The 20,877-nt window shown below is 68.3% G+C and carries 17 protein-coding genes; 13 read left to right on the top strand and 4 right to left on the bottom strand.

The features are described from left to right. The first annotated feature begins 38 nt into the window (after positions 1-38). The 7 genes from ruvC to AC5Y4H_RS06155 all read left to right on the top strand — a co-directional run bounded on the left by ruvC (position 39) and on the right by AC5Y4H_RS06155 (position 4,571). Positions 39-605 (top strand): crossover junction endodeoxyribonuclease RuvC, encoded by a 567-nt coding sequence (ruvC, locus tag AC5Y4H_RS06185; RefSeq protein WP_499979589.1) that lies wholly within the window; start codon positions 39-41, stop codon positions 603-605. Beyond that, positions 602-1,204 (top strand): Holliday junction branch migration protein RuvA, encoded by a 603-nt coding sequence (gene ruvA, locus AC5Y4H_RS06180; protein ID WP_499979447.1) that lies wholly within the window; start codon positions 602-604, stop codon positions 1,202-1,204. The genes ruvC and ruvA overlap by 4 nt, the downstream gene beginning before the upstream one ends. Beyond that, a complete protein-coding gene (gene ruvB, locus AC5Y4H_RS06175; protein ID WP_499979588.1) occupies positions 1,204-2,247 on the top strand; it encodes a Holliday junction branch migration DNA helicase RuvB in 1,044 nt (347 codons plus the stop codon). The genes ruvA and ruvB overlap by 1 nt, the downstream gene beginning before the upstream one ends. 24 nt (positions 2,248-2,271) lie before the next feature. Next, positions 2,272-2,418: a hypothetical protein gene (locus tag AC5Y4H_RS06170; protein ID WP_499979443.1), complete on the top strand. Its 147-nt coding sequence runs from the start codon at positions 2,272-2,274 to the stop codon at positions 2,416-2,418. Positions 2,419-2,486: 68 nt separating this feature from the next. After that, positions 2,487-3,209, top strand: a complete 723-nt coding sequence (locus AC5Y4H_RS06165) for a hypothetical protein (protein ID WP_499979440.1) — start codon at positions 2,487-2,489, stop codon at positions 3,207-3,209. 150 nt (positions 3,210-3,359) lie between these two features. Next, entirely contained in the window at positions 3,360-3,743 is a 384-nt protein-coding gene (locus AC5Y4H_RS06160) for a DUF1304 domain-containing protein (protein ID WP_499979439.1), read from the top strand. A gap of 132 nt (positions 3,744-3,875) precedes the next feature. Then, positions 3,876-4,571, top strand: a complete 696-nt coding sequence (locus AC5Y4H_RS06155) for a hypothetical protein (RefSeq protein ID WP_499979438.1) — start codon at positions 3,876-3,878, stop codon at positions 4,569-4,571. Positions 4,572-4,634: 63 nt separating this feature from the next. Here the strand turns inward: AC5Y4H_RS06155 and car are convergent, their stop codons facing one another. Beyond that, positions 4,635-8,147, bottom strand: coding sequence for a carboxylic acid reductase (gene car, locus AC5Y4H_RS06150; protein ID WP_499979437.1), 3,513 nt, complete (start codon positions 8,145-8,147; stop codon positions 4,635-4,637). Between the two features lie 148 nt (positions 8,148-8,295). Continuing rightward, positions 8,296-9,645: a 4-aminobutyrate--2-oxoglutarate transaminase gene (gene gabT, locus AC5Y4H_RS06145; protein WP_499979585.1), complete on the bottom strand. Its 1,350-nt coding sequence runs from the start codon at positions 9,643-9,645 to the stop codon at positions 8,296-8,298. A 199-nt stretch (positions 9,646-9,844) separates the two neighbouring features. Here gabT and yajC point away from each other — a divergent pair, with 199 nt between their 5' ends. The 6 genes from yajC (at position 9,845) to AC5Y4H_RS06115 (ending at position 18,053) form a co-directional block, all read left to right on the top strand. After that, positions 9,845-10,171, top strand: coding sequence for a preprotein translocase subunit YajC (gene yajC, locus AC5Y4H_RS06140; protein ID WP_499979436.1), 327 nt, complete (start codon positions 9,845-9,847; stop codon positions 10,169-10,171). Positions 10,172-10,280: 109 nt separating this feature from the next. Further along, positions 10,281-12,107 carry a protein translocase subunit SecD gene (secD, locus tag AC5Y4H_RS06135; protein WP_499979434.1) on the top strand — a complete coding sequence of 609 codons (1,827 nt, stop codon included), beginning with the start codon at positions 10,281-10,283 and terminating at the stop codon, positions 12,105-12,107. Between the two features lie 3 nt (positions 12,108-12,110). Next, positions 12,111-13,388 carry a protein translocase subunit SecF gene (gene secF / locus AC5Y4H_RS06130; protein ID WP_499979432.1) on the top strand — a complete coding sequence of 426 codons (1,278 nt, stop codon included), beginning with the start codon at positions 12,111-12,113 and terminating at the stop codon, positions 13,386-13,388. A 97-nt stretch (positions 13,389-13,485) separates the two neighbouring features. After that, the gene (locus AC5Y4H_RS06125) at positions 13,486-15,087 is read left to right on the top strand and encodes an ABC transporter substrate-binding protein (protein WP_499979584.1); all 1,602 of its coding nucleotides are present in this window, start codon (positions 13,486-13,488) and stop codon (positions 15,085-15,087) included. A gap of 7 nt (positions 15,088-15,094) precedes the next feature. Next, positions 15,095-15,637, top strand: a complete 543-nt coding sequence (locus AC5Y4H_RS06120) for an adenine phosphoribosyltransferase (protein ID WP_499979430.1) — start codon at positions 15,095-15,097, stop codon at positions 15,635-15,637. A gap of 43 nt (positions 15,638-15,680) precedes the next feature. Next, positions 15,681-18,053, top strand: coding sequence for a RelA/SpoT family protein (locus tag AC5Y4H_RS06115; protein ID WP_499979582.1), 2,373 nt, complete (start codon positions 15,681-15,683; stop codon positions 18,051-18,053). A gap of 7 nt (positions 18,054-18,060) precedes the next feature. Here AC5Y4H_RS06115 and AC5Y4H_RS06110 read toward each other — a convergent pair whose 3' ends face one another. Beyond that, positions 18,061-19,833 carry a protein kinase domain-containing protein gene (locus AC5Y4H_RS06110; RefSeq protein ID WP_499979429.1) on the bottom strand — a complete coding sequence of 591 codons (1,773 nt, stop codon included), beginning with the start codon at positions 19,831-19,833 and terminating at the stop codon, positions 18,061-18,063. Positions 19,834-19,909: 76 nt separating this feature from the next. Beyond that, entirely contained in the window at positions 19,910-20,803 is an 894-nt protein-coding gene (locus AC5Y4H_RS06105; RefSeq protein WP_499979427.1) for a peptidylprolyl isomerase, read from the bottom strand. Between the last annotated feature and the right edge of the window lie 74 nt (positions 20,804-20,877).

Below are 20,877 nucleotides of genomic sequence, written 5' to 3'. Positions count from 1 at the left end.
AGGGTATCGAACGGTTGTTCTACTAGGTGGGAGCGGGAATGCGGGTGATGGGCGTCGATCCCGGCCTGACCCGATGCGGTCTGTCGGTCGTCGAAACCGGGCGCGGGCGCACGGTAGTCGCGCTCGATGTCGACGTGGTGCGCACGCCCTCCGACGCGCCGCTCGCCGAGCGGCTGCTGACGATCAGCGATGCCGTCGAGCATTGGCTGGCCACCCACCAGCCGGACGTCGTGGCGATCGAGCGGGTGTTCTCCCAACTCAACGTGTCGACGGTGATGGGCACCGCGCAGGCCGGCGGGGTCGTCGCGCTGGCCGCGGCCAAACGCGGCATCGACGTGCACTTCCACACCCCCAGCGAGGTCAAGGCCGCGGTCACCGGCAACGGCGCGGCCGATAAGCTGCAAGTCACCGCGATGGTCACCAGAATCCTTGCGCTGCAAGCCAAACCGACACCGGCCGACGCCGCCGACGCGCTGGCGCTGGCCATTTGTCATTGCTGGCGCGCGCCGATGATCGCCCGGATGGCCGCGGCGGAGGCGATGGCCGCCGAGCAGCGACGGAAATACAAGGCCACGCTGGATGCCAAGCTGAAGGCGGCGAGATGATCGCCTCGGTGCGCGGCGAGGTCATCGAGGTGGCGCTCGATCATGTGGTGATCGAGGCCGCCGGCGTCGGCTACCGGGTGAACGCGACCCCGTCGACGCTCGCCACGCTGCGGTCCGGGACCGAGGCGCGGCTGATCACCGCGATGATCGTCCGCGAGGACTCGATGACGCTGTACGGCTTCGCCGACAGCGACACCCGCGATCTGTTCCTGACGCTGCTGTCGGTGTCCGGGGTCGGTCCGCGGCTCGCGATGGCGACCTTGGCCGTACACGACGCCGGGGCGCTGCGCCAGGCGCTGCACGACAGCGACGTCACCGCGCTGACCCGGGTGCCGGGAATCGGCAAGCGCAGCGCCGAACGGATGGTTTTGGAGTTGCGCGACAAGGTCGGTGCCGGCTTCGCGACCGGAGGAGCATCCCCGGTCGCGGGCCTCAACGGCCACGCGATCCGCGGGCCGGTGGTGGAGGCCCTGGTCGGCCTAGGTTTCGCCGTCAAGCAGGCCGAGGAAGCCACCGACAAGGTGCTGGCCGCCGACCACGACGCCACCACGACGGCCGCCCTGCGCGCCGCCCTGTCGATGCTGGGTAAGTCCCGATGATGGACGACGACGAGGAACGCGAGGTTTCGCCGGCGCTGACCGTGGGCGAGGGCGACATCGACGTCAGCCTGCGTCCGCGTTCGCTGCGCGAGTTCATCGGCCAGCCGCGGGTGCGAGAGCAGCTACAGCTCGTCCTCGAAGGCGCCAAAAACCGCGGCGGCACACCGGATCACATCCTGTTGTCCGGTCCGCCGGGGCTGGGCAAGACGTCACTGGCGATGATCATCGCGGGCGAGCTCGGGTCCTCGCTGCGGATGACGTCGGGGCCGGCGCTGGAACGCGCCGGTGACCTGGCGGCGATGCTGTCCAACCTGGTCGAGCACGACGTGCTGTTCATCGACGAGATCCACCGCATCGCCCGGCCCGCCGAGGAGATGCTGTACCTCGCCATGGAGGATTTCCGCGTCGACGTGGTGGTCGGCAAGGGTCCCGGGGCGACGTCGATTCCGCTGGAGCTGGCGCCGTTCACCCTGGTCGGCGCGACCACCCGGTCCGGCGCGCTGACCGGCCCGCTGCGGGATCGGTTCGGTTTCACCGCGCACATGGACTTCTACGAGCCCTCCGAGCTGGAGCGGGTGCTGGCCCGCTCCGCCGGGATCCTGGGCATCGAACTCGGCGGCGACGCAGCCGAGGAGATCGCCCGGCGCTCACGCGGGACACCGCGGATCGCCAACCGGTTGTTGCGCCGGGTCCGCGACTTCGCCGAGGTTCGCGCCGACGGCGTGATCACCCGCGACGTCGCCAAGTCAGCGCTGGCCGTCTACGACGTCGACGAGCTGGGGCTGGACCGGCTGGACCGGGCGGTGCTTTCGGCGCTGACCCGCAGCTTCGGCGGCGGACCGGTCGGGGTGTCGACGCTGGCGGTGGCGGTGGGCGAGGAGGCCGCGACCGTGGAGGAGGTCTGCGAGCCGTTCCTGGTGCGCGCCGGCATGGTCGCCCGGACGCCGCGGGGCCGGGTGGCCACCGCCCAGGCCTGGTCACATCTCGGCATGACCCCTCCTGCCGGCGTCACCGGCTTCGGCCAGGCCGGTCTGTTCGACTAGCGGCCCGCCAATCGCGGCCAAATCGTGACCTTTGCGCCGGGCATGGCCGGTGCCACCGCCGACGCGACCTCCGGCCAGGTCAAACCCGCACTCAGCGCAACCCGCAAGGCCTGCGCCGCACCCGCCGCGCCTCGCATCAGCGATCACAGCAAACACTCGGACATCGCGTGAGCGGTTACACCCCAGCACCGTCGGGTAACCAGCGTCACAGCAGTCATACCTGTCCGAAGGAGGTTCCGATGAGGACCACGAGCCACGACTACGACCGCCCTCGCGCGCTGTACATGCCACGTACCCGCGGCGCGCTGACGGGGTTGCTTCTGATACTTCTGGGTGCGTGGGGTGCATTGGTGCCCTTCTTCGGGCCGAACATCGATTGGGCGTACATGGCCGACCCGGCATGGACGTGGACCACGGCCAAAGGCTGGCTGGAGGTCCTCCCCGGGGCGGCGGCCGCGGTGGGCGGCTTGCTGGTGCTCATGTCCGGTAACCGGGCCAGCGCGGTGTTCGGCGGCTGGCTGGCGGTCGCGGGCGGCGCCTGGTTCGTGGTCGGCCGCGCGTTCGCGTCGACGCTCGGTATCGGTGACCTCGGTCAGCCGATGGCTTCGACGGACCTCAAGCGTGCACTGCTCGAGGTCACCTACTTCACCGGCCTGGGCGCCCTGATCGTGTTCCTGGGCGGGGCCGCGGTCGCGCGGCTGGCCGTTCGCCACGCACGAGACGTCGTGGCGGCCGAGTCGGCGCCGGTGGCAGGCGAGGCCGTGCCCGCGGCCGAACCGGCCATGTACGACGAGGGTCGCGTCCCGGCGGCAGCGCGGACGGACGCCATGGCCGCCGAGCCGGCGCCCGGCGGGCGCACCGGCGGTGGGTTATTGCGTCGGCGTTCCGGCGAGCGCGGCCTGTTCCGTCGGCGCACCGAAGGTGGCGGCCTGTTCCGTCGGCACCACCACGCGGACGCCTAGCGACTCTGAGGCGGGAGGCACCGGTAGCCGCGGCTACCGGTGCCTGTTCGCGTCAGGCTGGCCTGGGTGAGCGCCTGTCGGTAAAGTTCACCGGCGCCCGAGATGCGGAATCTGCCGCGCGTCGCGGGCCCCGGCCAGCGAGGAGGAGCGATGATTGCCACCGCGTTGGTGTTCGCCGCATTGGCGGCGTTGCTGCACGTCTACATCTTTGTGATGGAATCGTTGACCTGGACCTCGCCGCGCACCCGCGCCACCTTCGGCACCACGGAGGCCGAAGCCGAAACCACCAGACTGCTCGCCTTCAACCAGGGGTTCTACAACCTCTTCCTGGCGGTCGTCACCGTGGTGGGTATCATCGCAGTGGCCTTGGGGCACAGAGGCATTGGAGCGTCGCTCGTCTTCGCCGGCGTCGGATCGATGGCGGCGGCCGCGTCGGTTCTGGTCGCGTCCGATCGCGACAAGGCGCGTGCCGCCGCGACGCAGGGCACCCTCCCGGCGATCGCCATCGTGCTCCTGCTGCTCGGCCTTCAGTAGTAACACCAGTCTCATCAGCCTCAAAAGCCACGGTCAGCAGTGGCTTTTCGCCTGCCTCATGGGTTAGTAGTGGAAGACGCTGGGTAACCACCCCAGGCCGGAAACCGACCCGGTATTCAACGAGGGGATGTCATGAAATACGCAGAAGACGGCCATACCCGCCGGCTGGGTATGCCGCGCTCGCGCGGCGCGGTCAGCGGATTGCTCCTGGTCATTTTGGGCGCTTGGGGCGCGTTAATACCGTTCGTTGGTCCGCACTTCAATTTCGCCTACACACCAGACCGGGACTGGGCATGGAGCACGGCCCGGGGATGGCTCGAGGTGGCCCCAGGAGCGGCGGCCGTGCTGGGCGGTCTATTGCTGATCGTCGCCGGGAACCGTGCCGCCGCCATGCTGGGCGGTTGGCTGGCCGTGCTGGCCGGTGCCTGGTTCGTCGTAGGCGGTCAGGTCGCCCCTTTGCTGGGAATCGGCTCCGCCGGTGACCCGATCGCCGCGACCGACCGCAAACGTGCGGTGCTCGAGGTCACGTACTTCTCGGGCCTGGGCGCGCTGATCGTCTTCGTGGGTGGCGTCGCGCTGGCCCGCACCGCCATGCGGCTGGCCCGCGATGTGCATCCGGTGGCGGCCGACTCCGCCGGAGCGGTGCCGACCATCGAGCCTTACCGGGATTCGGCTTACGACGAACCGGCCGAGGTCTCCTCGGGCGCGCTGACCAAGCCGCGATCCGCGGCCGACGCCGCACCCAAGCGGGGATGGCGTCGCAACCGGACCGCTGCGGGGGCCGGCGGTAACGCCGCGTACCTGCGCTGGCCGCACCCGCAGCAGTAACCCTGCGCAAACAGTAAGTCGCCCAACCCCAAAGGGGCTGGGCGACTTACTGTTTGGCCTGCCTTAGAGCAGTCCGAGCAACTGCAGGTTGGTGACGTACTTCACGATCACCGGCGCCGACACATGCGGAATGTCTTTGTCGGGGCCAATTTTCGCTTCCTGCACCGCCGCGCGGAACACATCGGTGGTTGCCATCGAGCCGTTGATCGGCGTGTCCGGCTTCTGGTAGTTGTGCAGCAGCGGCAGCAGCGAGTACTGACGCTGCCGGTCCGGCAGGGCCCGCAGCGAGGTCTCGAACCGCCGCAGCCAGTCGGCGTAATCCGGGATGCGCTCGATCGAGTACCCGGCCTCGATCAGCCAGTCGATGTACTCGTCGAGTCCGATGCCGTCGTCGTAGGGGTTCATCACGTGGTAGGTCTGGAAACCGGTGTCGCTGTCGAGGATCTGGGTTCCCAGCGTCGAGATCGCCGCGGCGATGAACTCCACCGGCAGCCCGTCGTAGTGCGACCGCTGCCGGTTGCCCTCGGCGTCGAGCTCGTAGAACGACCGCGGCGCGATACCGGTGGCCACCACGCTCAGCATCAGCCGGGTGAACATGTCGGGCAGGTTGAGCTGCCCGGCGTAGGTGGTGTCGGCCAGGATCATGTCGCAGCGAAACACCGAGACCGGCAGGCCGCACAGGTCATGTGCCTCACGTAGCAACACCTCGCCGGCCCACTTGCTGTTGCCGTAGCCGTTGGCGTAGTTGTCGTTGATCTCGCGGGTGGCGCTGATCTGGCGGATGTCGGCGTCCTCGACGAACGCGCCGGGCGCGATCTGGTCGCCCACGCCGATCGTCGACACATAGGTGTAGGGCTTTTGCTTGGAGGTCAACGCGATCCGGATCAGCTCCGCGGTGCCCAGCGCATTGGGCCCGAACAGCTCGCTGTAGGGCAGCACGTGGTTGACCAGGGCCGCCGGGTCGACGATGACATCGACGGTGTCGGCCAGGCGCTGCCAGGTCTGCGGGTCCAGCCCGAGGTTGGCCTCGCCCTTGTCGCCCGCGATCACCTCGAGGTGATCGGCGGCCAACTCCTGGTAGTGCGCCAGCAGGGTCGGGTCGCCGCTGTCGAAGGTCTTGTCCAGCCGGGCGCGCGCCTCCTGGTCGGACTTGGCCCGCACCAGGGCGATGACCTTGCCCTCGACCATGTCCATCCGCTCGAGCCAGTCCAGCGCCAGGTAGCGGCCCAAAAATCCGGTCGCTCCGGTCAACAGCACGGTGCGCACCTCGCTCGCCGGCTTCGGCAGGCTCGGCGCGCCGGCCAGCAGGGCCTCGTCGAGGAACTTGTCCAGCGTGAGGTCACCGGCGTGCACGGTGGTGGCGCCGCGTCCGTGCACCGCGGCGAACGTGGGGCGCTTGGAGCCCTGCCGCTCGGCCTCGATGTAGGCGGCGATGCCCGCCAGGTCGTTGGCCGGGCTGACGATGACCCCCACCGGCACGTCGACGTCGAAGATCTCGCGCAGCAGGTTGCCGAACGTCAACGCCGACAACGAGTCGCCACCGAGATCGGTGAAATGCGCATCGCCGGACAGGTCACCGGTCGCGGCCCCTAGCATCGCGGCCGCGGCCCGGCTCACCGTCTGCAGCACCGGCGCCCCCGCGCCACTGCGGCGCAGCTCGGCCAACTCGTTGGCCTGTCCCGCGGCCAGGTCGGCGTACATCTGCTCGAGCCGTTCCCCGTAGTGCTGCTTGAGCTTCGGCCACGCTAGCTTGCGGATACCGGTCAGCAGGCCGTTTTCCAGCGTGAACGGGGTGGTCTCGATGATGAAATCGCGCGGCACCTCGTAGGACTGCAGGTTGGTCTCCCTGGCAACCTTCTGCAGCGAGTCGGCGATCTTCGGCTTGAGCGACTCGATGTCGTTGTCCGCCAAGGCCTCTTCGGTCGGCACCACGACGGCCAGCAGGTAGGGCTGGGAGCTGTTGCCGTAGACGTAGATCTGGCGGATCAGCGGGCTGTTGCCGAACACCGCTTCGAGCTTGGCCAGCGTCACGAACTCGCCCTGTGCCAGCTTGAGCACGTTGTTGCGGCGGTCGACGTACACCAGCCGGTCCGGAGCGATCTCGGCGAACACGTCACCGGTCCGGTAGTACCCGTCGTCATCGAAGACGTTGGCGGTGGTCTCGGCCCGCTTGTAGTAGCCGGGGAACATGTTCTGGGTCCGCAGCAACAGCTCGCCGCGCGGGTGCGGGCGGTCGGTGCTGAAGTAACCCAGGTCCGGAACGTCGACCAGCTTGTAGTCGATCACCGGCGGACGCTGAATCTCCCCGTCGAACAACACCATTCCGGCCTCGGTCGAGCCGTAGCCGTCCATCAGGTGCATCTGCAGCAGCGACTCGGTCCACTTCTTCAATTCCGGTGAGGTGGGTGCGGAGCCCGTCATCGCGAAGATGAACCGCCCGCCCAGCAGGTACTCGCGCTGTTCGTCCAGAACCGCGGCCTCGACCGCCTCCCGGTCACCGCCCTCGGCCAGCCGACGCTCGACCTGCCGCTGGAATTCGCCGAACAGCGTCTCCCAAATGCGCGGGACGAAGTTCAGCTCGGTGGGCCGCACCAACTCGAGGTCCTCGAGCAGGGTGGACAGGTCGCTGCGAGCCGCGAAGTAGGCGGTGCCGCCATTGCCCAAGGTGCCATAGAGGATGCCGCGTCCCATGACGTGGCTCATCGGCATGAAGTTCAACGTGATCGACGCCGCGCTCGGCGCGAACCAGTTCTTGCTACCGCGGCGCCACATCTTGCCGACGTTGCTCTGCGGGTACATCGCGCCCTTGGGCGCGCCGGTGCTACCGGAGGTGTAGATCAGCAGCGCCAGCGAGTCCTCGTCGGTCTCCGGCTCGGCAACGGCCGGCAGGTCCTTGCCGCGCTGCAGCACGTCGGCGAGGGCCTCGACGACCACGCCGGTGCCGGCCAACCGCGCCACTGCGCTGTCCACGGCCTCGCGCTGGTCGTCGACCTCGGGCTGGTAGTCGAACACGACCAGCCTGCCCGGCACGTGATCGCCGGCCAGGATCAGCTCAACGGCGTCGGTCAGCTGGTTGACGCTCGACGCGAGCAAACTGGGCTCGGTCTCGGCCACGATCGGCTGCAGCGACGTGATCGCCGCGCTGGTCTGCAGCGGCACCGACACGGCTCCGATGGTGCCCAGCGCCATGTCGATGGTGGCGTAGTCGACGCTGTTGAAACCCATGACGCAGACGCGGTCGCCGGGGCTCAGGGAGTCACTCAGCCACGCCCGGCCCAGGGCGGAAACCCGTTCGCCCAGTTCGCCATACGTGATGGTCTCGAAGCGGGGGAGCAGCTCGGCCGACGTGCGTCCGGTTTTGGCGTCCTGGACGAACTCGACGGCGCGCTGCGCCAGCGCGGGCCGGTCGGCGTAACCGTCCAGCACCGTCCGAATGATCTGGGGCAGCCGCAGCCCGGGCTGTTCGAGGGCCGCGGTGATCGCCAGGTCCGGTCGGGCGGCGGCGAACTGGGGGTCGTTGGCAGTGAGTTCTTCGACGCGACGGTCGAGTTGCTCGTCGTGAATAGCAGTCGACATAAATAGATCCCTTGCGAATGAAAGTTAGCGAGTCAATGTGCGCTGTCCGCGCTGACCTATAGAACGTTAGCTAAAGTAACGGTATTCCACCATCATCCAGCCCGTGTGGTGGTTGTGACATTGCCCACGCGGGACCCGTGCGAAGCTTCTACAGGTCGCGCAGCAGCCCGCCGAGCACGTCGATGCCCTCGGCCAGCAGGTCGTCGCCGATGGTCAGCGGGGGCAGCAGCCGAATGATGTTGCCGTACATGCCGCAGGTCAACACGATCACCCCGGCGGCGGCCGCCGCCACGGACAGCTTCTGGGCCAATTCCTTGTCGGGCTCGGCGGTGCCCGACTTCACCAATTCGATGGCGATCATGGCGCCCCGACCACGCACGTCGCCGATGCGGTCGTCGCCGGCCTGCAGGCGCAGCAATGGTTCGGTGATCAGACGTTCCAATTGCCGGGCCCGATCGATCAACCCGTCATTCTCGATCGTCTCGATGGTGGCCAGCGCGGCCGCACAGGCCAGGGGGTTTCCGCCGAAGGTGCCGCCCAAACCGCCGACATGCGGCGCGTCCATGATCTGCGCCCGGCCGGTGACCGCCGACAGCGGTAGTCCGTCGGCGATGGCCTTCGCGGTGCAGATCAGGTCGGGCTCTAGACCGTCCGGGCCCTCGTGCTCACACGCGAACATGGCGCCGGAGCGCGCGAATCCGGTCTGCACCTCGTCGGCGATGAACACCACGTCGTTGTTGTGGCACCAGTCCAGGAGGGTGGGCAGAAATCCCTCGGCCGGAACGATAAAACCGCCCTCGCCCTGGATGGGCTCGATGAGGAGGGCGGCCAGGTTGTCGGCGCCGATCTGGCTGTCGATGACGTTGATGGTGCGCGCGGCCGCCTTCTCCCCGTCGGTGGCCAGTTCCTTGTCGACCAGCCCGTCGCGGTAGGGGTAGGAGAGCGGCGCGCGGTATACCTCCGGCGCGAACGGGCCGAAGCCGCCCTTGTACGGCATCGACTTGGCGGTGAGCGCCATGGTCAGGTTGGTGCGGCCGTGGTAGGCGTGGTTGAAGGCCACGACGGCCGGCTTGCGGGTGTACGCGCGCGCGACCTTGACGGCGTTCTCGACCGCCTCCGCGCCGGAGTTGAACAGCACCGAGCGCTTCTCGCCGGAGCCCGGGGTGATTCGGTTGAGCGTTTCCGCGACGGCGACGTAGGACTCATACGGCGTCACCATGAAGCAGGTGTGGGTGAACTCGGCCACCTGCGCGCGCACCGCTTCGACCACCCGGGGCGACGAGTTGCCGATCGTGGTCACCGCGATCCCGGATCCGAGGTCGATCAGCCGGTTGCCGTCGACGTCCTCGATGATGCCGCCGCCGGCGCGCGCCACGAAGACCGGCACCGACACGTTCACCGCATGCGACACCGCCGCCGCCCGGCGCTTGGTCAGTTCCAGCGATGCCGGACCGGGGATCTCGGTGACCAGCTGGCGAGTCTGCTCGAGGCTGGCCACCAGATAACTCCTCCCCGCGGCGCGCGTGTCACGTCGCATCAAAAGCCTATCTAGCTTGACGCCGGCGGGCACTCGGTGCACCGTGGCGGACGGTCGCCGCCCGTGGCCTGCCAGACTGAACGGGCACACTGGACCGTTACTAGGTGCGCGAAGCTCGCGGCACCGGTGGTCCGATAGTTAACGAAAGACAGGCGCGTCCATGCAGAGCTTGATCCTGTTCCTGCCGTTCCTGCTCATCATGGGCGGGTTCATGTACTTGGCATCGCGCCGTCAGAAGCGTGCGATGCAGGCCACCATCGACCTGCACGAGTCGTTGCGCCCGGGCGACCGGGTGCACACCACGTCGGGCCTGCAGGCCACCGTCGTCGAGATCACCGATGACACCGTCGACCTCGAGATCGCACCCGGCGTCGTGACCACCTGGATGAAGCTGGCCATCCGGGACCGGATCCTGCCCGACGACGACGAGGACCTGGCCGACGGCGACGGCTCCGCCGAGGAGGGCTCGATCACCAAGGATTCCTGACGGGATCCCCACCGCTCGCCGCGACCGGGACCGCTTGCACGACGGGCAAGTGGGGGCCACGTAGGCTCTGTCCGGGGTAAGAAACCGATTACAAGGAGATAGAAGGAACGTGGCATCGTCTTCGGCGCCGGTGCACCCTGCCCGCTACCTGTCGGTCTTCTTGTTATTGCTCGTCGGCGTGTACCTGCTGGTGTTTCTCACCGGGGACAAGCGGGCCGCTCCCAAGCTCGGCATCGACCTGCAGGGTGGCACGCGCGTCACCTTGACCGCGCGCACCCCGGACGGTTCCAAGCCCAGCCGTGAGGCGTTGGCGCAGGCCCAGCAGATCATCGGCGCCCGGGTCAACGGGCTCGGTGTCTCCGGCTCGGAGGTCGTCGTCGACGGCGACAACCTGATCATCACGGTCCCCGGAAACGACGGCAACGAGGCTCGCAACCTCGGCCAGACCGCCCGCCTCTACATCCGGCCGGTGCTCAACTCGATGCCCGCCCAGAGCGTCGAGCCCAAGCCGCCGGCGCGCCAGCCCGCGGGCGGCCAGCCGGGCCCCGGCCAACCCGCGCCAGGGCAGCCCGCTCCTGGCCAACCGGCGCCCGCTCAGCCGGCCCCTGCCCAACCGGCGCCCGCTCACCCAGGTGCCCAGCCCCGGCCATATCCCCAGGAACCGCCGCCGCCCAGCCCCGCTCCCGCGCCACCGGCGCCCGGCTCGAATGCGCCGGCTCCGGCACCGGCACCCGGTGCTCCCGCTCCCGCGCCCGGTGGGCCCGCAGCGGAGGCGCCGCCCGGCGAACAACCCGCGCCGCCCGATCCGCGCAAGGAGCTCGCCGACCGCATCGCCGACGAGAAGAAGTGGCGCCAGAGCACGCGTCAGGGCATTCAGTTCCTCGCCCTGCAGTTCCAGGCCACGCGTTGCGACAAAGAAGACATCCTGGCCGGCAACGACGATCCGGCCCAGCCGTTGGTCACCTGCTCGACCGACCACAAGGTCGCCTACTTACTGGGCCCGTCGATCATCAGCGGTGATCAGATCCAGGACGCCAGCGCGAGCCAGAACCAGCGCGGGATCGGCTACATCGTCGACCTCCAATTCAAGTCCGCCGCGGCCAACACCTGGGCCGACTTCACCGCCGCCCACATCGGCACCCAGACCGCGTTCACCTTGGACTCGCAGGTGGTCAGCGCGCCGATGATCCAGGAAGCCATTCCCGGCGGGCGAACCCAGATCAGCGGTGGCGATCCGCCGTTCACCGCCGCCACCGCCAAGCAGCTGGCCAACGTCCTCAAATACGGCTCGCTGCCGCTGTCCTTCGAATCGTCGGAGGCCCAAACCGTCTCGGCGACACTGGGATTGACCTCGCTGCGGGCGGGCCTGGTCGCGGGCGCGATCGGGCTGATCCTGGTGTTGCTGTATTCGCTGCTCTACTACCGGGTGCTGGGACTACTCACGGCTCTGTCGCTGGCCGCCTCCGGGGCAATGGTTTTCGCGATCCTGGTGATCCTCGGCCGTCAGATCAATTACACCCTGGATCTGGCGGGCATCGCGGGTCTGATCATCGGTATCGGTACCACCGCCGACTCGTTCGTCGTCTTCTTCGAGCGCATCAAAGACGAGATCCGCGAAGGCCGCTCGTTCCGATCGGCGGTGCCGCGAGGCTGGGTGCGCGCCCGCAAGACGATCGTGTCGGGTAACGCCGTGACCTTCCTGGCGGCCGCGGTGCTGTACGCCCTGGCCATCGGCCAGGTGCGCGGATTCGCCTTCACGTTGGGCCTCACCACGGTCCTCGACATCGTGGTGGTGTTCCTGGTGACCTGGCCGCTGGTGTACCTGGCGTCCAAGTCTCCGACGCTGGCAAAGCCGGCCTACAACGGCCTGGGTGCCGTTCAGCAGGTCGCCCGCGAGCGGCGGGCTTCGGCGCAGGTCAAGACGGGACGGGGATAGCGGATGTCTTCCTCCAAAGCCTCCAAAGATGCAACCGAGATCACCGAAGCCTCCGAGGGTGCGACCGAGTTGACCGCCAGCAGCGCCGCCGGGCAGCCGCACCACGGCTTCCTGTCGCGGCTCTACACCGGCACCGGCGCGTTCGAGGTGGTAGGACGGCGCCGGTTGTGGTTCGGCATCAGCGGCGCGATCGTCGCCGTCGCCGTCCTGTCGATCCTATTGCGTGGCTTCACCTTCGGCATCGACTTCAACGGCGGCACGACGGTGTCGATGCCCGCCGCCGGGTCCGCCGGCACCGTGCAGACCTCGCAGGTCTCCGAGGTGTTCCGCAAGACCATCGGCAACGATCCGGAGTCGGTGGTCGTGGTCGGCAACGGCGCGGGCGCGACCGTGCAGATCCGGTCGGAAACGCTGACCAACGACCAGACGACCAAGCTGCGCAACGCCCTGTTCGACGCCTTCAGACCCAAGGGTGCCGACGGCAAGCCCAGCAAGCAGGCCATCAGCGACGCCGCGGTCTCCGAGACGTGGGGCGGCCAGATCACCGACAAGGCGCTGATCGCGCTCGCCGTCTTCCTGGTGCTCGTCGGCGTATACATCATGGTCCGCTACGAGCGGTACATGGCGCTCTCCGCGCTGACCACCATGGTCTTCGATCTGAGCGTCACGGCAGGGGTGTATTCGCTGGTCGGTTTCGAGGTCACGCCGGCCACCGTCATCGGCTTGCTGACGATTCTCGGTTTCTCCCTCTACGACACCGTCATCGTGTTCGACAAGGTCGAGGAGAACACCCACGGCTTCCAGCACACCACCCGGCGCACCTTCGCCGAACAGGCCAACCTGGCGATCAACCAGACGTTCATGCGCTCCATCAACACCAGCCTGATCAGCGTGCTGCCCGTGCTGGCGCTGATGGTCGTGGCGGTGTGGCTGCTGGGCGTCGGCACGCTGAAGGATCTGGCGCTGGTGCAGCTGGTCGGGATCCTGGTCGGCACCTACTCGTCGATCTTCTTCGCCACGCCGTTGCTGGTCACCCTGCGCGAGCGCACCGAGCTCGTGCGCACCCACACCCGACGCGTGATGCGGCGCCGCCGCCCTGGCTCGGGCGCGGCGGCCGAGACGGTCGAGGGTGACACCGAGACCGCCGACGAAGCGGAGGAAGCGGCGGCCGCGGCCGAGCCGGCCAAACCCGCGCCGAGCAAGCCGGCGCCGGGCGCACGTCCCGTGCGGCCGACCGGGACCCGGCGTCCCACCGGCAAGCGGAACGTCGGCCGGCGGTAGGCCCATGGCCACCAGGTACCCCGGGGCAGGGGCCGATCGTGGCGGGCTCATCGGCCGCCGGGCCTTGGCGGGGTGGATCGGCACCGGATTGGTGGTGATGCTGGCGGCGAGCTTCACGCTGACCGCCTGCGCGGGCAGCGCCGCGTCCCAGGTCGACTATGTGGTCGACGGCCCGCTGTCCACCTACAACACCAACACCGTCGCCGGCGCGGCGTCGGCCGGGGCGCAGGCGTTCGCCCGCACGCTCACCGGCTTCAGCTATCACGGCCCCGACGGGCAGACCGTCGCCGACCGCGACTTCGGCACCGTGTCGGTGGTCGGCGGCACGCCGTTGGTGCTGGACTACCAGATCGCCGACAACGCCGTCTACTCCGACGGCAAGCCCGTGACCTGCGACGACATCGTGCTCGCCTGGGCGGCTCAGTCCGGCAAATTCCCCGACTTCCACGCTGCCACCCAGGCCGGCTACCTCGACATCGCCAACGTCGAATGCATGCCCGGGCAGAAGAAGGCCCGGGTGTCCTTCATCCCGGACCGCAGCGTCGTCGACTACGACCAGCTGTTCACCGCGACCTCGATGATGCCGTCGCACGTCATCGCCGACCAGCTCAACGTCGACGTGACCGCCGCGCTGCTCAGTAACAACGGACCCCTGGTGCAGCAGATCGCGAAGCTGTGGAACACCACCTGGGACCTCAAGCCCGGAATCGACGTCAAGCGCTTCCCGTCGTCGGGGCCGTACAAGATCGAATCCGTCCTGGACCGCGGCGCGGTGGTGCTCGTCGCCAACGACCGGTGGTGGGGTCCCAAGGCCATCACCAAGCGGGTGACGGTGTGGTCGCAGGGGCCCGACATCCAGGACCGGGTCAACAACCGCAGCGTCGACGTCGTCGACGTCGCCTCTGGCTCCTCGGGGGCGCTGACCACCCCGGACAACTACGAGCGCTCCGATGGGCCGTCGGACGGCGTCGAGCAGCTGATTTTCGCCCCACAGGGGCCGCTGGCGGCGCCCACGGCGCGGCGCGCGGTCGCGCTGTGCACGCCACGGGATGCGCTGGCCAAGGACGCGGGCACACCGATCGCCAACTCGCGCCTGGACCCGGCCACCGACGACGCGGTGTCGGCCGCTGACGGCGCCGCCGAGGCCGGCCCGTTCAGCAAGTCCGATCCGGTCGCCGCGCGCAAGGCGCTGGGCGGCGCGCCGCTCACGGTGCGGATCGGGTACCAGGGACCCAACGCTCGACTGGCCGTCAACGTCGGCGTCATCACCAAAGCGTGCGCCGCGGCCGGCATCACCGTCTCCGCCGTCATCCTGGACGGATCGGGACCGCAGGCGTTGCGGGACGGCAAGATCGACGCGTTGCTGGCCAGCACCGGCGGGGCTACCGGCAGCGGGTCGACGGGGTCGTCCGCGCTCGATGCCTACGCCCTGCACACGGGTAACGGCAACAACCTCTCCGGGTACACGAATCCCCAGGTCGACAACGCGATCAGCGCGCTGGCCGTCTCGGCCGACGCCGCCGAACGAGCCCGGCTGCTGACCGAAACCGCGCCGGTACTGTGGGGCGACATGCCCACCCTGCCGCTGTACCGGCAGCAGCGTACGCTGCTGAGTTCGAAAAAGATGTACGCGGTGAGCAAGAACCCGACCCGGTGGGGCGCGGGTTGGAACATGGACCGATGGGCCCTCATCCAGTGAGGCTGCGATGACTAACGCCGCCGGCGCGGCATCGGTGGCCGAGCTGATCGCGTCGCTGACGCGCAAGGTGGCCGACTTTCCCAAGCCGGGGGTCCAGTTCAAGGACCTCACCCCGGTGTTCGCGGACGCGACGGCGATGGCGGCGATCACCGGCGCATTGGCCGAGATCGCGTCCGGCGCGGATCTCGTGGCCGGCATCGAGGCCCGGGGGTTCCTGCTGGCCGCCGCCGTCGCCGATCGGCTGCAGACCGGCGTGCTGGCCATTCGCAAGGCCGGGAAACTGCCGCCGCCGGTGCACGCCGAGGCGTACGACCTGGAATACGGCACCGCGACGCTGGAAATCCCCGCGGACGGAATGGACCTGCGCGGGCGCAACATCACCATCATCGACGACGTGCTGGCCAGCGGCGGTACCCTGGCCGCGGCGGCCAGGCTGCTCGAGCGCACCGGGGCCAACGTGTTGGCGGCTGCGGTCGTGTTCGAACTCGGCGCGCTGCGCGGCCGCGAAGTGGTGGCGCCGTTGGCAGTGCACAGCCTGACTTGCGAGTAGCGCTCAGGCATTGGAGATATCCTCGATTTCGGAGGTGACCGACGTGGCGGAGGAAAACAGCGCTGCACAAGCGCTTGACGCGCCAGTCTCGGAGTCGCCGGCCATCACGCAGCCGATGGAGATTCCCGAGGCTCCGGCCGAATCCCTGAAAACGTCCAGCAGCGCGTCGCGGCGGGTCCGGGCCAGGCTGGCCCGGCGGATGACCGCCCAGCGCAGCACGCTCAATCCGGTGCTGGAACCGCTGGTGGCCGTGCACCGCGAGATTTACCCGAAGGCGAACGTGTCGCTGCTGCAGCGCGCCTTCGAGGTCGCCGACCAGCGGCACGCCAGCCAGTTGCGCCATTCCGGTGACCCCTACATCACCCACCCGCTGGCCGTCGCCACCATCCTGGCCGAATTGGGCATGGACACCACCACTTTGGTGGCGGCGCTGTTGCACGACACCGTCGAGGACACTGGGTACACCCTGGACGCTTTGAGCGAGGAATTCGGCGAAGAGGTGGGCCACCTGGTCGACGGCGTCACCAAACTGGACAGGGTGGTGCTGGGTAGCGCCGCCGAGGGCGAGACCATCCGCAAGATGATCACCGCGATGGCCCGCGATCCGCGCGTGCTGGTGATCAAGGTCGCCGACCGACTGCACAACATGCGCACCATGCGGTTCCTGCCGCCGGAGAAGCAGGCGCGCAAGGCCCGCGAGACGCTGGAAGTCATTGCGCCCCTTGCCCATCGGCTGGGTATGGCCAGCGTCAAGTGGGAACTGGAAGACTTGTCGTTCGCGATCCTGCATCCCAAGAAGTACGAGGAAATCGTTCGGCTGGTCGCGGGGCGCGCGCCCTCGCGGGACACCTACCTGGCCAAAGTCCGCGCCGAGATCGTCAATACCCTGGGCGCTTCCAAGATCAAGGCGACGGTGGAGGGCCGACCCAAGCACTACTGGTCGATCTACCAGAAGATGATCGTCAAGGGGCGCGACTTCGACGACATCCACGACCTGGTGGGCATCCGCATCCTGTGCGACGAGATCCGGGATTGCTATGCGGCTGTCGGCGTGGTGCATTCGCTGTGGCAGCCGATGGCGGGGCGGTTCAAGGATTACATCGCCCAGCCGCGGTACGGCGTCTACCAGTCGCTGCACACCACCGTCGTGGGTCCGGAAGGCAAGCCGCTGGAAGTCCAGATCCGCACCCGCGACATGCACCGCACCGCCGAATACGGCATCGCCGCGCACTGGCGATACAAGGAAGCCAAGGGGCGCAACGGCGTTCCGCATCCCCACGCCGCAGCCGAGATCGACGACATGGCCTGGATGCGCCAGCTGCTCGACTGGCAACGGGAGGCCGCGGACCCGGGCGAGTTCCTCGAGTCCCTGCGCTACGACCTTGCGGTACAAGAGATCTTCGTGTTCACCCCCAAAGGTGATGTCATCACCCTGCCCAACGGTTCCACGCCGGTGGACTTCGCCTACGCGGTGCACACCGAGGTCGGCCACCGTTGCATCGGCGCCCGCGTGAACGGACGGCTGGTCGCGCTGGAGCGCAAGCTGGAAAACGGGGAAGTCGTGGAGGTTTTCACCTCCAAGGCGGCCAACGCCGGGCCGTCGCGAGACTGGCAGCAATTCGTCGTCTCGCCACGTGCCAAGGCCAAGATCCGGCAGTGGTTCGCCAAGGAGCGCCGCGAGGAGGCGCTCGAATCCGGCAAGGACGCCATGGCCCGCGAGGTTCGTCGCGGTGGACTTCCGTTGCAGCGCTTGGTCAATGGCGAAACGCTGGCCGCGGTGGCCCGTGAGCTGCACTACACCGACGTGTCGGCGCTCTACACCGCGATCGGTGAGGGCCACGTGTCGGCGCGCCATGTCGTGCAGCGACTGCTGGCCGAACTCGGTGGCATCGACCAGGCCGAAGAGGACCTCGCCGAACGGTCCACGCCGACAACCATGTTGCGCCGCCCGCGCAGCAGCGACGACGTCGGCGTCTCGGTTCCCGGTGCCCCGGGCGTGCTGACCAAGCTGGCGAAATGCTGCACCCCGGTGCCCGGCGATCAGATCATGGGATTCGTCACCCGCGGCGGCGGGGTGAGCGTGCACCGCACCGATTGCACCAATGCTGCCTCGCTGCAGCAGCAGGCGGAGCGCATCATCGAGGTGCACTGGGCGCCGTCGCCGTCGTCGGTGTTCCTGGTGGCCATCCAGGTCGAGGCGCTCGACCGGCACCGGCTGTTGTCGGACGTCACCCGCGTGCTTGCCGACGAGAAGGTCAACATCCTGTCCGCGTCGGTCACCACCTCCGGTGACCGGGTTGCGATCAGCCGCTTCACCTTTGAGATGGGCGACCCCAAGCATCTCGGCCACCTGCTCAACGTCGTACGCAATGTCGAGGGCGTCTACGACGTCTACCGCGTGACGTCCGCGGCGTGATCCGGCCTTAACTCAGTCGCACCGAGGTGATCTTCACCGGGTTGGTGGGCGCACCGCTTTGACGATTGCCGGCGATGCCGGCCCGCGCGATCTTGTCGAGGGTCTCGAGCCCGGCCTGGTCGATGGTCCCCAGCACCGTGCTCTGCGGTTCCATCTCGGAATCCTTGAAGATCAAGGCGAATTGGCTGCCGTTGGTGTTGGGCCCCTCGGTGGCCATGACGATGGTGCCGCGCGGGTACACCACCGTCGCGCGCAGCGCGGGGTCGTCGGGCTTGTATTGGTCGGCCGGGTACTCGTCGGCGAATTCGTAACCGGGACCGCCGGATCCGTCCACGTCGGGGCCGCCACACAATAGCGATCCGCCGTCCTGGGAGCTGATCAATCGGGCGCATTGGGTGCCGTCGAAGAACTGCTGCTTGACGAGGCTGACGAAGCTGTTCACCGCGCAAGGGGATTCGGAATTCGCCAGCTGGATGGCGATGTCACCGACGTTGGTGGAGATCACGGCACCGATCCGCGGGGGAGTGGTGGACACGCGGCCCGACTGCGGCGGGTTCACCGGCCGGGTGACCGGGTCGGGCACCGATCGATATTGGCAGTTGGCGCCCAGATCGGGCGGTGGCGCGAACGCGGGCAGCGGCGGCACCGTCGCTGCCGCCGGGCCGCTCGTGCCGCGGCTGGATCCGGTCCGGCCGGCAACCGGAACCCGGGCCTGGGTGGACGCGCCCGCGCTCTCGGCGGAACCGTGGCTCTGGCTCACCAGCGCTATGACCAACGCCGCCACCGCGGTCAGCGCCAGCGCCGATGCGCCGACGGTGCCGATCAGCAAACGCCGCGAATGCATTGGGCGGCGATGCTGTAACGGCGCATCGGGTTTGCTGTCCGGCGGGGAAGTCGCGGGTGCCGGCGGCGACGCTCCGGGCGGTGGCGGTGGCGGTGCGGATCCGGTCGGCCCGGCTGACGGACCGGCGAGTGCGACGCGGGCGGCCTCGGCGAGTTCCATCACCGACTGGTAGCGGTGTTCGGGGTCCTTGGCCATGCCGCGCGCCACCACCGCGTCCAGTCCCGGGGGCAGTCCGGGCACGCTGACCGACGGTTGGGGCGGCGGAATGGTCAAGTGCGCGTTGAGCTGTTCTTCGAGGCTCTCACCCGGGAAGGGACGCTTTCCGGTCAGGCACTCCTGCAGGACGCAGGCCAGCGAGTAGACGTCGGCGCGGTGATCCGTTGTGCCCCTGAAACGTTCGGGCGCCATATAGGCGACGGTGCCCATCGTGTGTCCGGTCTGAGTCAGGGCCGTGTCGGCGGCGCTGCGGGCGATGCCGAAGTCGATCAGGTAGACGAAATCCCGCGCCGTGGTGACCAAGATGTTCTTCGGCTTGACGTCACGGTGGATCAATCCCGCCGCATGCGCGCTATCCAGCGCCGCGGCAACCTGTTCGACCACCGCGACCGCGCGCTCGGGGCTCAACCGCCCGCCGTTCTCGGTGATGTAGTCGACCAAGTCGCGCCCCTCGATCAGCCGCATGTCGACGTAGAGCCGGCCGTCGATTTCGCCGTAACTGTGGATCGGCACCACATGCGGATCGTTCAGACTTGCAGCAATGCGTGCCTCGCGCCGGAACCGCTGCTGAAACTCGTGGTCCTCGGCCAGGTTTACGGGCAGCACCTTGAGCGCGACGACCCGATCCGTGGTGGCATCAAAAGCGCGGTAGACCTGCCCCATGCCACCGCGCCCCAAGACTTCCAGCAATTGGTATTGCCCGAATGACTCTCCCGCCACGCAACGACAATAAGCCGTCGGTCGCGGCCGCCGCGTGATTCTCGCGAATCTCCGCCTGCGTTGCGCCGCTATGGATTCAGTCGAGCAGCAGCGAGGTGATGGTCACCTCGGTGGCGGGTGCCCCATCTTCGCCGCCGCCGGCGACGCCGGCCTTGGCGATCTTGTCCAGAGTGGCAAGTCCGTCGGGCTGGATGGTGCCGAACACGGTGTATTGCGGAGGTAGCTGGGAGTCCTTGTACACCAGGAAGAATTGGCTGCCGTTGGTGCCGGGACCGGCGTTGGCCATCGCCAGGGTGCCGCGCGGATAGAGTACGGGCTCCTGCGCCTTGGGGTCGTTCGGCGGGTACTGATCGGTCGGGTACTCGTTGGCGAATTGATAGCCCGGCCCGCCGGTACCCTCGCCCTTCGGGTCGCCGCACTGCAGGACACCCAGGCCCTGCGAGGTGGTCAGCCGGTGGCACTTGGTGTTGTCGAAGTATTTCTGGCCGATAAGGCTCGCGAAACTGTTGACCGTGCAAGGTGATTCGTTGTTCGCGAGCATCAGGCCGATGTGGCCCTGATTGGTCACCATGCTGGCGCTCACCTGGGCCGGGTCGGTCGGCACCTTGCCGGTTCGCGGTGGTTTGACCTGCTTGGCCGCCGGCTCCGGTGAGGCCGGGTACTGACAGTTGGCGCCCACGTCGGCCGACGGCTTGAACGGCGGCAGCGGCGCGGCGGCCGGCGGCGGTCCGGCGGGGCTGGTGGACTCCGCGGACGAGCTGCTGGTGGTCGTCGACGCCGCGGTGTTGCTCTTGTGGTCGTGCTTGGTGTTGACGATCGTGATCACCACCGCCGCGATCACGGCCACGGCCACGATCGAGCCCGCCGCGATCAGCACGATCCGGCGCGTCTTGGCTTGCTTCGCGCGCCGCTCCAGCTGCCTTTCGAGCTTGCGCTTGGCGTTGGCACGTCGCTGTTCGTTGGTCGGCACGGCCGCTATGCCTCCATGGTTGGTGAGTCGGAACCTCGCTGAACCGGTGAGCTGCCAGCTCAGGCTAATGTGGG

This window comes from Mycobacterium sp. NGS58 (assembly GCF_059812385.1).
The sequence above is the reverse complement of the archived record's forward strand: the minus strand, read 5'-3'. Positions and strand labels throughout refer to the sequence as shown.